General features: G+C 74.7%; 10 protein-coding genes and 1 pseudogene. 9 read left to right on the forward strand and 2 right to left on the reverse strand.

Translation table 11 applies throughout. The features are described from left to right. From ngg to COO58_RS02400, 5 genes are all read left to right on the forward strand, one after another. Positions 1–1,839 carry an N-acetylglutaminylglutamine synthetase gene (ngg, locus tag COO58_RS02380; RefSeq protein ID WP_091581895.1) on the forward strand — a complete coding sequence of 613 codons (1,839 nt, stop codon included), beginning with the start codon at positions 1–3 and terminating at the stop codon, positions 1,837–1,839. Then, complete coding sequence (locus COO58_RS02385) at positions 1,836–3,020, forward strand: osmoprotectant NAGGN system M42 family peptidase (protein ID WP_091581899.1); 1,185 nt, start codon at positions 1,836–1,838, stop codon at positions 3,018–3,020. Before ngg ends, COO58_RS02385 begins: the two co-directional genes overlap by 4 nt. 731 nt (positions 3,021–3,751) lie before the next feature. After that, entirely contained in the window at positions 3,752–4,681 is a 930-nt protein-coding gene (locus COO58_RS02390; protein ID WP_098743659.1) for a ribonuclease Z, read from the forward strand. After that, the gene (locus COO58_RS02395) at positions 4,678–5,187 is read left to right on the forward strand and encodes a GNAT family N-acetyltransferase (protein WP_091581907.1); all 510 of its coding nucleotides are present in this window, start codon (positions 4,678–4,680) and stop codon (positions 5,185–5,187) included. Before COO58_RS02390 ends, COO58_RS02395 begins: the two co-directional genes overlap by 4 nt. Positions 5,188–5,302: 115 nt before the next feature. Continuing rightward, entirely contained in the window at positions 5,303–6,259 is a 957-nt protein-coding gene (locus COO58_RS02400; RefSeq protein ID WP_098743661.1) for a S1C family serine protease, read from the forward strand. Between the two features lie 62 nt (positions 6,260–6,321). Here COO58_RS02400 and COO58_RS02405 read toward each other — a convergent pair whose 3' ends face one another. Then, a complete protein-coding gene (locus tag COO58_RS02405) occupies positions 6,322–7,692 on the reverse strand; it encodes a cystathionine beta-synthase (RefSeq protein ID WP_091581914.1) in 1,371 nt (456 codons plus the stop codon). A 76-nt stretch (positions 7,693–7,768) separates the two neighbouring features. Continuing rightward, positions 7,769–8,125, reverse strand: coding sequence for a YkvA family protein (locus COO58_RS02410; RefSeq protein ID WP_091581917.1), 357 nt, complete (start codon positions 8,123–8,125; stop codon positions 7,769–7,771). A gap of 140 nt (positions 8,126–8,265) precedes the next feature. Here COO58_RS02410 and COO58_RS02415 point away from each other — a divergent pair. The 4 genes and pseudogenes from COO58_RS02415 (at position 8,266) to COO58_RS02430 (ending at position 13,008) form a co-directional block, all read left to right on the forward strand. Further along, a pseudogene (locus COO58_RS02415) lies at positions 8,266–9,350 on the forward strand (SGNH/GDSL hydrolase family protein). After that, positions 9,347–10,162, forward strand: a complete 816-nt coding sequence (locus tag COO58_RS02420; RefSeq protein ID WP_091581925.1) for an SGNH/GDSL hydrolase family protein — start codon at positions 9,347–9,349, stop codon at positions 10,160–10,162. The pseudogene COO58_RS02415 and the gene COO58_RS02420 overlap by 4 nt, the downstream one beginning before the upstream one ends. Positions 10,163–10,220: 58 nt before the next feature. Then, positions 10,221–11,483, forward strand: coding sequence for an acetyl-CoA C-acetyltransferase (locus tag COO58_RS02425; RefSeq protein WP_091581929.1), 1,263 nt, complete (start codon positions 10,221–10,223; stop codon positions 11,481–11,483). A gap of 40 nt (positions 11,484–11,523) precedes the next feature. Beyond that, the gene (locus COO58_RS02430; RefSeq protein ID WP_091581933.1) at positions 11,524–13,008 is read left to right on the forward strand and encodes a CYTH and CHAD domain-containing protein; all 1,485 of its coding nucleotides are present in this window, start codon (positions 11,524–11,526) and stop codon (positions 13,006–13,008) included. The last annotated feature ends 196 nt before the right edge of the window (positions 13,009–13,204 follow it).

Below are 13,204 nucleotides of genomic sequence, written 5' to 3' on the forward strand. Positions count from 1 at the left end.
GTGACGGACACCCTCGCCACCGGCACGGCCCGCACCGACCGGGAACGGGTGCTCGGGCGCCGCCGGGAACGGACCGGGCCGGGCGGTGACCCGGTCGCACCGGGCACGCCGGAGCCGCGACAGCCGGAGACCGGGTCCGCCGACGCCTCCGGTGTCGTGCTCGACTGCGGCTGGGGCCGGCTGGTCTTCGGGCAGACGTTCGCCGACCAGGTGCACGTGGCCGACGTGCTGCGCTCCGAGGCGGTCGGCGCCCGGGACATCTGCATCTACCTGCGCGACCCGCACGTGCTGGTCTCCCGGCTGCCGGACGAGCTGTTCATCGACCCGTCGCTGACCTACCGGCTGCCGCTGGGCGAGCGCCGCCCCGCCGCCACCGAGGGCGGCGAGATCCCCGGGCTCACCATCCGGCCGCTGCGCGACGCGGACGACGCGGACGCGGTGAACCGGATCTACGCCCGCAACGGCATGGTCACCGCCCCGGTCGAGGTGCTGGTGGACAACGCCGGCACCGACCGGTTCCTGCACCTGGTGGCCGAGGACGCCACCGGCGAGGTGGTCGGCACCATCACCGGCGTGGACCACGTCGCGGTCTTCGACGACCCGGAGAACGGGGCCAGCCTCTGGTGCCTGACCGTCGACTTCAACACCGCGCCGCCCGGCACCGGCCAGGCGCTGCTCACCGCGCTCGCCGACCAGCTCGACACGCGCGGCCGGGCGTACGTGGACCTGTCCGTGCTGGCCGAGAACTCGGGCGCGATCCGGCTCTACGAGCGGCTCGGCTTCCACCGCACCGGCACGCTCTGCGTCAAGCGGAAGAACCCGATCAACGAGCGCCTGTTCCTGCCCGCCATGCCGGAGGGGTACGACGAGCTCAACCCGTACGCGAAGATCGTCGCGGACGAGGCGATGCGGCGCGGGATCCGGGTGGAGGTCACCGACCCGCACTGGGGTGAGCTGAAGCTGACCACCGGTGGCCGGACCATCCACACCCGCGAGTCGCTGTCGGAGCTGACCTCGGCGGTGGCGATGAGCCGCTGCGACGACAAGCGGGTGACCCGGCGCATCCTGACCGAGGCGGGGCTGTCCGTGCCGCGCGGTCGCACCGCCACCGGCGAGCCCGACGACCTCGCGTTCCTGGCCGACGTCGGCCCGGTGGTGGTCAAGCCGGCGCGGGGCGAGCAGGGCAACGGGATCACCGTCGGCGTGCGGACGGCGGAGGCGTTGACCGCCGCGGTCGAGCTGGCCCGCCGGTTCTGCCCGGACGTGCTGATCGAGGAGCTGCGCGCGGGCGAGGACCTGCGGGTGGTGGTGATCGACCACGAGGTGGTCGCCGCCGCGGTCCGGCGCCCGGCGCAGATCACCGGCGACGGGGTGCACGACGTCACCGAGCTGATCGAGCGGCAGAGCCGTCGCCGGGCCGCCGCCACCGGCGGCGAGTCCCGGATCCCGATCGACGACATGACCCGTGAGGTGGTGGCCGAGGCCGGCTACCAGATGCACGACGTGCTGCCGGAGGGGCAGGTGCTGGCGGTCCGGCGGACCGCCAACCTGCACACCGGCGGCACCATCCACGACGTGACCGCCGAGCTGCACCCGGCGATCGCCGAGGCGTGCGTGACCGCCAGCCGGGCGCTGGACATCCCGGTCACCGGGCTGGACCTGCTGGTCCCCGCCCCGGACGCGCCGGAACACGTGTTCATCGAGGCCAACGAGCGGCCGGGGCTGGCCAACCACGAGCCGCAGCCGACCGCCGAACGCTTCGTCGACCTGCTCTTCCCGGGCACGCGGGCACCGCAGCGACTCTGGTCGCCGGCCGGTGCGGCAGGCTCAGGGGCATGACCGCACGGAAACCCCAACCGCTCAAGCTCGACCTCGAATACCTGCGCCAGGTGCTGGTGGAACTGCTGGAGATCCCCAGCCCGTCCGGGCGTACCGACCACATCCAGCAGTACGTGGGCGAGCGGCTCTCCGCGCTCGGGATCAGCTCCACGCTGACCCGGCGCGGAGCGCTGAGCGCCTGCCTGCCCGGCCCCCGGTCGACCGGCGCCGACCGCGCGGTCGTGGTGCACACCGACACCATCGGCGGCATGGTGAAGCGGCTGAAGGAGAACGGCCGGCTGGAGATCAACCCGATCGGCACGCACAGCGCCCGCTTCGCCGAGGGCGCCCACGTGCGGATCTTCACCGACGACCTGGACCGGGTGATCACCGGCCAGGTGCTGCCGCTCAAGGCCAGCGGGCACCGCTACAACGAGGCGGTCGACCTCCAGGGGGTCGGCTGGGAGCTGGTCGAGGTCCGGGTCGACGAGCCGGTGCACGACGAGGCCGGCCTCCGCGCGCTCGGCGTCGACGCCGGCGACTTCGTCGCGCTGCTGCCCAACCCCACGATCACCCCGAGCGGATACGTCAAGTCCCGGCACCTGGACGACAAGGCCGGGGTGGCCGCGGTGCTGACCGCGTTCAAGGCGATGGTCGACGCCGGCGTCACTCCGGCGGTCACCGCGCACCTGCTGGTCACCGTCACCGAGGAGATCGGCCACGGCGCCAGCCACGGGCTGGACCCGGACGTCGCGGAGATCGTCTCGGTGGACGCGGCGGTGGTCGCGCCCGGCCAGCAGTCCCGGGAGAACGCGGCCACGCTGGCGATGGGCGACGGGGTCGGCCCGTTCGACTACCACCTCACCCGCAACCTGGCCTCGATCGCCAAGGAGCACGGCGTCGACCTGGTCCGGGACGTGTTCGACTACTACCGCTCGGACGCCGCCTCGGCGGTCGAGGCCGGGGCGCACGCCCGGGTGGCGCTGCTCGGCTTCGGCGTGGACGCCACCCACGGGCACGAGCGCACCCACCTCGACGGCCTGCACCATCTCGCCCAACTGCTCTGCCTCTATCTGCAGAGCCCGCTGGTATTCCCCGAGTGGGACGCCGAGCCGGAGGGCGACCTGGCCGACTTCCCGTCGCTGGCGGTGCAGCCGGCGCACGAGGAGGGCCCCCGGGAGGGCCCGATCGGCGTGGAGTGACCGTCACCCGGCCGGCCCTCCGCCCGAGGGCCGGCCGGCCCGGGCGGAGGGCGAGGCTCACGCTCGGTGACGGGCGCTGGCGGGCGCTGGCGGGCGCTGGCGGGCGCTGACGGGCGCTGGCGGGCGCTGACGGGCGCTGACGGGCGCTGACGGGCGCTGACGGGCGCTGACGGTAGAGCCGGTCACGGGCCTTTCGAGCTGATATCAGAAATGACTCACCCGCCGTCGCAAGCGGCGGCATGCGGCCGGGGGCCGGGCGCCGAGGCCGGGCACCGGGGCCGGGGGCCCGGGGGGGCCGGGGGCCGGGGGCCGGGGGCCGGGGGCCGGGGGCCGTCCCGACATCACGTCCGGCCGTGAGTCGTTCGTGCTATCAGCTCGAAAGGCGGCGCGAACCCACGTCCCGACCGAGGACGGTCCCGGGCTCTCGTCCGCCCTGTGATCGAAATCCGTTGCCGTGGCCGCCGGGAAGTGGATAGCGTGGCGGTACACGGGAAAGGAGGTGGTCCAGACTTGTATAGCAATCGGACTCGTGAGGTGGCTGTCCGCTAGCCGCTGTCCTCGACAGTGAAACCGTCCGCCGCGAGGCGGGCACAGCATGATCGTCGAGACCGTGTGGCAGCGGTGCGGCGAAACCACGACAGCCACCCGACCCCCGGGGTGCCGGCCCAGTCCAGCCGGCCCGCGCGCGAGCGCGGAAGCCCCGGGGGTCGCTTCATGTCTGGGGGAAGACCTTGTCCATGCGGGAGCTGGTGGTGCTCGGGACGGCCAGCCAGGCGCCGACCCGGCAGCGCAACCACAACGGCTACCTGCTGCGCTGGGACGACGAGGTGATCCTCTTCGACCCGGGCGAGGGCAGCCAACGCCAGATGCTGCACACCGGGGTGACCGCCACCGACCTGACCCGGATCTGCGTCACCCACTTCCACGGCGACCACTGCCTGGGGCTGCCCGGCATGATCCAGCGGCTCTCGCTGGACCGCGTGCCGCACCCGGTGGCCGTGCACTTCCCGGCCGGCGGCGCGGACTACTTCGCCCGGCTGCGCCACGCGTCGAGCTTCTACGAGACGGCCGAGCTGGCCGTGGAGCCGATCGACACCGACGGCCAGCGGATCACGCTGGGCATCGGCACGCTGGAGGCCCGCCGGCTGCGGCACCCCGTCGAGACGTACGGCTACCGCCTGGTCGAGCCGGACGGCTGCCGGATGCTGCCGGAGCGGCTGGCCGCGTACGGCATCGTCGGTCCGGCGGTGGGGCGGCTGCTCCGCGACGGCCACCTGGACCTCGACGGACGCCGCGTCAGCCGGGACGAGGTGAGCGTCACCCGACCGGGGCAGCGGTTCGCGTTCGTGATGGACACCGGGCTCTGCGACGGGGCGTACGCGCTGGCCGAGCACGCCGACCTGCTGGTGATCGAGTCGACGTTCCTGGAGTCGGAGGCCGCGTTGGCCGCCGAGGTCGGCCACCTCACCGCCGGCCAGGCCGCGCGGGTGGCGGCCGAGTCGGGGGTACGCACACTCGTGCTCACCCACTTCTCCCAGCGGTACGCCGACCCGCGCCGCTTCCACGACGAGGCGCGCGAGCACTTCACCGGTGATCTGGTGATCGCCGAGGATCTCCAGACGGTGCAGATGCCGCCCCGGCGGGTACCGTCGCCCGGGTGACACTCTCCCTACGTTCCGCGACCGAGGCCGACCTGATGGCGGTCGGCGCCCTGCACCAGCGCTCCCGGGTGGCGGCGTACTCGTCGATCCTGCCGCCCGATGCGCTCGCCGAACCGACACCGGAGGCGATGGGGCGCTACTGGGTCGAGCGGCTGACCTGGGAGGGCGCGGACCACCGGATGACCGTGGCCGAGCGGGACGGACGACTGGTGGGCTTCAGCTACCTCGGGCCGGACGACGAGGGCGACCCGGCGACCGGACTGCTCAACGCGATCCACCTCGAGCCGGACGAGCGGGGCCGGGGCACCGGGCGGGCGCTGATGGTGGACGCGCTGGACGCGATGCGGGACCGCTCGTGGACCCGGGCCGTGTTGTGGGTGCTGCGCGACAACGCCTCCGCGCGCCGGTTCTACGAACGTGGCGGCTGGCGGGCCACCGGCGCGAGCCGCGTCGACCGCATCGGGCCCGCGCTGGTGGACCAGGTGCGCTACGCGCGTGAGGTGTAAGGAAGGGCCCCTTCTTAACGCATTCGGTAGAGGACGGGCCCCCTGTTAACACCGCGCCCGTTCGCTGTCAGCGGAGTCGGGCATGGGCGCCGGCGGGTGAGGCGTTGGTGGCGACATGGAGGAGACCGAGGACACCGGGCGGGCGGAGGACGCCGCGCTCGACGCGTACTCCCGGGTGGTGACCGGTGTGGCGGCGCGGGTGCTGCCCGCGGTGGCGGCCCTGTCGGTGCGGACCGCGCGCGGCGCGGGCGCCGGCTCGGCCGTCGTGATCGGGCCGGACGGGCTGCTGCTGACCAGCGCGCACGTCGTGCAGGGCGCGAACGGTGGTGTGGCCGCCTTCGGCGACGGCACTGAGACCGGATTCCGGGTGGTCGGCGCCGACCCGCTGTCCGACCTGGCCGTGCTGCGCGCCGACGAGTCGGGCGTGCCGCCGGTCGAACTGGGCGACGCCGACCGGCTGCGCATCGGCCAACTGGTGGTCGCGGTCGGCAACCCGATGGGGCTCGCCGGCTCGGTCACCGCCGGGGTGGTCTCCGGGCTGGGCCGGTCGCTGCCCGCGCGGGACGGGCGGCTGGTCCGGCTGATCGAGGACGTCATCCAGACCGACGCCGCGCTCAACCCCGGCAATTCGGGCGGGGCGCTCGCCGACTCCGCCGGCCGCGTCGTCGGGGTCAACACCGCGGTCGCCGGGTACGGGCTGGGGCTGGCGGTGCCGGTCAACCCCACCACCCGGCAGATCGTCGCCGACCTGACCGCCGCGGGACGGGTCCGCCGGGCCTGGCTGGGGGTGGCCGGCGCGCCGGTGCCGCTGCCGCCGGAGGTGACCGCGCGTACCGGCCAGCGGCGCGGGCTGCGGGTGGTGGAGGTGGTGCCCGGCAGCCCGGCCGGGGTCGCCGGGATCTACCTCGGCGACGTGATCGTGTCGGCGGGCGGGCGGCCGGTGCAGGACGGGCAGAGCCTGCAACGGCTGATGCTCGGTCCGGCCATCGGTGTCCGGCTGTCGGTCACCCTGCTGCGCAAGGGGGCGTACGTGGACGTGGTGGCGGTCCCGACCGAGCTGGGCAGCCGGTGAGGAGTGTTAAGAAGGGCCCCTTCCTCTACGCCAGGCGTTAAGAAGGGGCCCTTCCTTACCGCTCAGCGGGCGCCGAGGTGGGCGAGCAGGTCCTGCCGGGTGAGCACGCCCTTCGGCTTGCCGTCGACCAGCACCAGCGCCGCGTCGGCCTTCTCCAGCAGCCCCACCGCCTCGCTGACCGGCTGCCCGCCGCCGATCATCGGCAGCGGCTCGCCCATGTGCCGCTCGATCGTGTCGTGCAGATGGGCCTGGCCGGTGAAGAGCGCGTCGAGCAGGTCCCGCTCGGCGATCGAGCCGGCCACCTCGCCGGTCACCACCGGCGGCTCGGCCTTGAGCACCGGAAGCTGGGAGACGCCGTACTCGCGCATGTAGTCGATGGCGTCGCGGACCGTCTCGGTCGGGTGGACGTGCACCAGCTCGGGCAGGCCGCCCGGCTTGCCGGCGAGCGCGTCGGCCACGGTCGGCTCGGTGCCCGAGTCGTCCAGGAAGCCGTACCGGGCCATCCACCCGTCGTTGAAGATCTTGGACAGATAGCCCCGGCCGCCGTCCGGCAGCAGCACCACGACCACGTCGTCCGGGCCGGCCTTGCGGGCCACCTCCAGCGCGCCCACCACGGCCATGCCGCAGGAGCCGCCGACCAGCAGCCCCTCCTCGCGGGCCAGCCGGCGGGTCATCTCGAAGGACTCCTTGTCCGACACCTCGACGATCTCGTCCGCGATCGAGCGGTCGTACGTCTCCGGCCAGAAGTCCTCGCCGACGCCCTCGACCAGGTAGGGCCGACCGGTGCCGCCGGAGTAGACCGAGCCCTCCGGGTCCGCGCCGATCACCCGGACCCGCCCCTCGGACGCCTCCTTGAGGTAGCGGCCGATGCCGGAGATCGTGCCGCCGGTGCCGACACCGGCCACGAAGTGGGTGATCTTCCCCTCGGTCTGCCGCCACAGCTCCGGCCCGGTGGTCTCGTAGTGCGAGCGCGGGTTGGCCGGGTTGCTGTACTGGTTGGGCTTCCACGCGCCGGGGATCTCCCGGGCCAGCCGGTCGGAGACGTTGTAGTAGGAGCGCGGGTCCTCCGGCGCGACGGCGGTCGGGCAGACCACCACCTCGGCGCCGTACGCCCGCAGCACGTCCTGCTTGTCCTGGCTGACCTTGTCCGGGCAGACGAACACGCACCGGTAGCCCCGGAGCTGGGCCACCAGGGCCAGCCCGACACCCGTGTTGCCGCTGGTCGGCTCCACGATCGTGCCGCCCGGCCCGAGGATGCCGGCCTTCTCGGCGTCCTCGACCATGCGCAGCGCGATCCGGTCCTTGACCGATCCGCCCGGGTTGACGTATTCCACCTTCGCCAGCACGGTCGCCTGGATGCCCTCGGTGACGTTGCGCAGGCGTACCAGCGGGGTGTTGCCGATCAGCTCGACGACGTTGTCGTAGTACTGCACCTCGTTGTGCCCTTCGTTGCGCCGCCGTCGTGGGGCGGCCGGTCAGCCGTCAGTTCGCCGCCCAGCGTACGTGCCGTCAGGGCACCACGTGCCCGGGGACGACGGAGCTGCGACGTGCCTCCCACTCCAGGAACCGTTCGGTCTCGGCGAGCACGCTGCCGGCCAGCCAGGTGACCATCACCGCGTCGTCGGCCAGCCCGAAGATCGCCAGCGGGATCTCCGGCAGCAGGTCGATCGGGGAGACCACGTACGCCGCCGCACCGGCCATCAGGGCCAGGCGGACACCGCCGTCGTACTCGCCCCGGGCGGTCGCCCGGACCATCCGCGGCAGCGCCGCCAGCCGGGCGCCCAGTGACGGCCCGCCGCGCGCGCCGGCCGCCAGTGCCCGGGCCAGCGCGGCGAACGCGGCGCTCCGCTTCAACGTCTTCCCCATGTCTCCGCCCCTCTCCGTCCGACCAGGGTGCGACCCGGGGGCAAGCCCGCGTCCGCTCCCCAGGGAATACCCAGACGGGCACCCGCCCAGCCTCCCGATCACGGGAAGCGGGGGTCGTACCGGCGCGATACTGTCGGCTCATGGGGGACGCTGGTTCCGTCGCGCCGGTCCGCTGGCAGCGCGCCCGGCAGATCGCCCGCCTCGCGGCGATCGGCACGGGCGCCACGGTGGCGGCCACGGCCGCCACCGGCGGGGTGCTGCTCGGCCAGGCCCGGCAGGCCCGCCGCACCATCCCGATGGCCGAGGCCCCGCCGCCCCGCTGCGACGGCGTCTACGGCGCGAAGCTCCCCGGCCCGCCGGTCACCATGGTCGTCCTCGGCGACTCGTCGGCCGCCGGCTACGGCGTGCACCGCCGCCGGGAGACGCCCGGCTCGCTGCTGGCCACCGGGCTGTCCCGGCGACTGCACCGCCCGGTCCGGCTGCACCGGTTCGCCGTGGTGGGCGCCCTGTCGGCCGGGCTGAAGCCGCAGGTGGAGTCCGCGCTGGAGGTCGAGCCGGACGTGGCCGTGGTGCTGGTCGGCGGCAACGACGTCACCAACCGCACGCCGCCGGCGCTGGCCGTGCGCTACCTGGTCGACGCGGTCCGCACGTTGCGCGCCGCCGGCTGCGAGGTCGTCGTGGGCACCTGCCCCGACCTGGGCACGATCCGGCCGATCCAGCCGCCGCTGCGGTGGCTGGCCCGGCGCTGGAGCCGCCAGCTCGCCGCCGCCCAGACGGTGGCGGTGGTCGAGGCGGGCGGCCGGACGGTCTCCCTCGGTGACCTGTTGGGGCCACGGTTCGCCGCCGAGCCCGGCCGGATGTTCGCGTGGGACCGGTTCCACCCCTCCGCCGAGGGCTACGCGGTCGCGGCGGCGGCTCTGCTGCCGACCGTGCTGTCCGCGCTCGGGGCCGTCCCCGAACGCCGCCCTTCGCTCGCCGGCGCGGAAGGCGTACGGTCGCTCCCGGAGGCGGCCCACGAGGCGGCCCGGCACGCCGGCACCGAGGTCAGCGGCGCCCAGTTGCGGGGTCGCGACCGCGGGCCCGCGGGGCGGTGGGCGCAGCTGCGGCGGCGGGCCTTCTTCGGCGTCGGCGCGGTGCCCTCGACCGGCACCGCCGCCGACACGGCCACGCTGGAGGGAACGGCATGAGCGAGCGCCACGTCGGACACCGGGAGGTGAGGGCATGAGCGGACCGGATCAGACGGCGGCCCGGTGGGGCCGGGCCGCGGCCCTGTCGCTGCTGGCCGGCACGGTCGGCGGCGCGGCGGTCCTCGCCGGCCAGGCGATCGCCGCCCGCACCCGCGAGTACGCCCAGCCCGAGCTGGGGCTGGTGCTGCGCGCCACGGTCGGCCGGGCCGACGCGCCACCGCTGCGTCTGGTGCTGCTCGGCGACTCGTCGGCGCTCGGCGTGGGGGTCGACCGGTTCGAGGAGACCATCGGCGGTCAGCTCGCCCACCTGCTCGCCGAGGGGCCGACCGGCCGCCGGGTGCACCTGTCCAGCGTCGGGGTCTCCGGGTCCCGCGCCACCGACCTGGCCACCCAGGTGGCCCGGGCCCTGCTCGGTGAGCGCCCCGACGTGGCGGTGGTCCTGATCGGCGCGAACGACGCGACCGCGCTGGCCCGCCCGGCCGACGCGGCGGCCTATCTCGGCTCGGCGGTGCGCCGGCTGCGGGAGGCGCACGTCGAGGTCGTGGTGGGCACCTGTCCCGACCTCGGCGCGGTCCGCGCCGTCGCCGCCCCGCTGCGCCAGGTGCTCGCCTGGTCCGGTCGACGGATGGCCCGCGCCCAGACGTCCGCCGTGCTGGACGCCGGCGGCACCGTGGTCGACCTGGGCACCGAGACCGGCCCGGTGTTCCGGGCCGATGCCGGCACGCTCTGCCACGACGGCTTCCACCCGTCCGCCGACGGCTACCGGGTCTGGGCGCACGCGCTGCTCCCGGCGGTCGAGGCCGCCGCGGCGGTCGCGTTCCGACATCACCGCCGCCCGCCGGCGGGGTGACATTTCCCGCCCGCCGCGCGGCTTCCACGGCAAGTTACCCGCGGGTTAACGTTGGTTCATGCCGATTGAGTCGCCCCGCGACGCCGTCATCGTCGCCACCGCCCGGTCCCCCATCGGCCGCGCGTTCAAGGGTTCCCTGCGGGAGGTCCGCCCGGACGATCTCGCCGCCACCATCGTCCAGGCCGCCCTCGACAAGGTCCCGGGGCTCGATCCCACCACCATCGACGACCTCTACCTGGGGTGCGGCCTGCCCGGCGGCGAGCAGGGCTTCAACATGGCCCGGGTGGTGTCCACCCTGCTGGGCCTGGACGGCCTGCCCGGCGCCACGCTGACCCGCTACTGCGCCTCGTCGCTGCAGACCACCCGGATGGCGATGCACGCGATCCGGGCCGGCGAGGGCGACGTGTTCGTCTCCGCCGGTGTGGAGATGGTCTCCCGGTACGCCCGGGGCAACTCCGACACCCTGCCGCCGGAGGCGCAGGCGCTGGTCGGCGGCGGCTGGGAGAACCCGCGCTTCGCCGAGGCGCGCGAGCGGTCGCAGGCCCGCACCCAGGCCGGCGCCGAGGTGTGGACCGACCCGCGGGAGGCCGGCCAGCTGCCGGACATCTACCTCACCATGGGTCAGACCGCGGAAAACCTGGCCCAGGTGTACGACGTGACCCGCGAGGACATGGACGCGTTCGGCGTCCGTAGCCAGAATCTGGCGGAGAAGGCGATCGCGGACGGCTTCTGGGCCCGGGAGATCACCCCGGTCACCACGCCGGACGGCACCGTGGTCGGCACCGACGACGGTCCGCGTCCCGGGGTGACCCTGGAGGCCGTGTCCGGCCTGAAGCCGGTGTTCCGCCCGGACGGCCGGATCACGGCGGGCAACTGCTGCCCGCTGAACGACGGCGCCGCCGCCGTGGTGATCATGAGCGCGGAGCGGGCGTCCGAGCTGGGGCTCACCCCGCTGGCCCGGATCGTCTCCACCGGTGTCACCGCGCTCTCCCCGGAGATCATGGGCCTGGGCCCGGTCGAGGCGTCGAAGCAGGCGCTCCGCCGGGCCGGCATGACCATCGACGACGTCGACCTGGTCGAGATCAACGAGGCGTTCGCCGCCCAGGTGATCCCCTCGTACCGGCAGCTGGGCATCCCGGAGGAGAAGCTGAACGTGATGGGCGGCGCGATCGCCGTCGGTCACCCGTTCGGCATGACCGGCGCCCGGATCACCGGCACCCTGCTCAACGCGCTGGAGTGGCACGACAAGACCATCGGTCTGGAGACCATGTGCGTCGGCGGCGGCCAGGGCATGGCGATGGTGCTCGAACGACTGGGCTGAGTCCGGTTCGCCGGATGGCGGGCCGGGTACGGGAGGCCGCATGGCGACCGTCGTGGAACGCGAGCGCAAGTACTCCGGCGACGAGGGTTTCCGGCTGCCCGACCTGACCGGGTGCGGTGGCGTCGTGACCATGTCCGACGCCACCGTCTCGGATCTGGACGCGGTCTACTGGGACACCGACGACCTGCGGCTGCTGCGCAGCGGGCACGCGCTGCGACGGCGTACCGGCGGGCACGACGCCGGCTGGCACCTCAAGGTGGGCGCGGTCGGCGGCGCCCGCGTCGAACACCAGTTCCCGGCCGGGGAGTCCGACGCCGGGCCGCCCGCCGAGCTGGTCGCGCTGATCCGGGGCGCGTCCCGGGGCCGGCCGGTCGCCCCGGCCGCCCGGGTCGTGAACCACCGTCGGGAGCGGCGGCTGCGGGACGCGGACGGTCGGGTGCTGGCCGAGGTGGCCGAGGACGACGTCCGGTCCGAGGACCTGGTGGACGGCACCACGCAGACCTGGCACGAGATCGAGGTCGAGCTGGTCGACGGCGACGACGGGCTGCTCGACGCGGTGGCGGAACGGTTGCGCGCGGCCGGCGCCCGGGAGGTGCCGGTCAGCAAGTCCCACCGCGCCGTCGCCGCGCGGCTCGCCCGCTTCGACGACCGCGCGCCCGAGGGCGCGGCCGGACCGGTCCTCGGGTACGCCCGGGAGCAGCGGGACGCGTTGGTCGGCAACCACGCGGCGGCGTACCAGGGCGACGAGGACGCGGTCCACGACATGCGGGTGGCGGTCCGCCGGTTGCGGGCCACGCTGCGCACGTTCCGCGGCCTCTGGGACCGGCGGGAGAGCGAGGCGGTCCGCGCCGAGCTGCGCTGGCTCGGCGGTGAGCTGGGCCGGGTACGCGACGTCCAGGTGATGGCCGCCCGGCTCGACACGGCGGTGCACGAGCTGCCGGACGAGCTGGTGCTCGGCCCGGTCGCCGCGCGCGTCGGCGAGCGCTTCGCCGCCGACCTGGCCCGGTCGACCACCGCGCTGCGGACGGCCCTGGACTCCGACCGTTACCCCGAGCTGCTGGCCCGGCTGGACCAGCTGGTCGAGGCCCCGGCCGCCGAGGTCGACCGCCGCTGGGTGGACCGTCGGATCCGCCGCGCCCTGCGCCGCGCCGACGACCGGCTGGACGCGGCGTCGGCCGTCGCCGGGCCGGCCGGGGACCTCGCGCTGCACGAGGCGCGCAAGAAGTACAAGGCGGCCCGGTACGCGGTCGAGGTCCGCGAGCCCGCCGTGGGCAGGCCGGCCGCCCGGCTGGTCAAGCGGCTCAAGGCGCTCCAGGACCTGCTCGGCACGCACCAGGACTCGGTGGTGACCCGGGAGGTGCTGCGGCGGCAGGCCCTCCAGGCGTACGCCGAGGGCGAGAACACCTTCACCTACGGCCTCCTGCACGCCCGGCAGGCCGAGGCCGCCGGGCACGACCGGCCGGCGGTGATCCGGGCGCGGGACCGGGCCCGACGGCGCAAGGTCCGCCGCTGGCTGCGGGGATGACCGGGGCCGGTGCAGAGCCGGCGCGGGAGGCGGCGCTACCGCTTCTCGGTGCCTTTCGACCTGATATCGGAAACGACTCGGTTCGACCGCGGTCCCGACGTCGCGCGGTCCACCGCGCGAGAGTCGTGCGCCCACCTCACGAAGCGTGCGCCCACCGCGGCGCAAAGCGTGTTCCCGCCAAGGGCACAGCCCGCGC

The organism is Micromonospora sp. WMMA1996, from assembly GCF_002573675.1.
Taxonomy (GTDB): domain Bacteria; phylum Actinomycetota; class Actinomycetes; order Mycobacteriales; family Micromonosporaceae; genus Micromonospora; species Micromonospora sediminicola.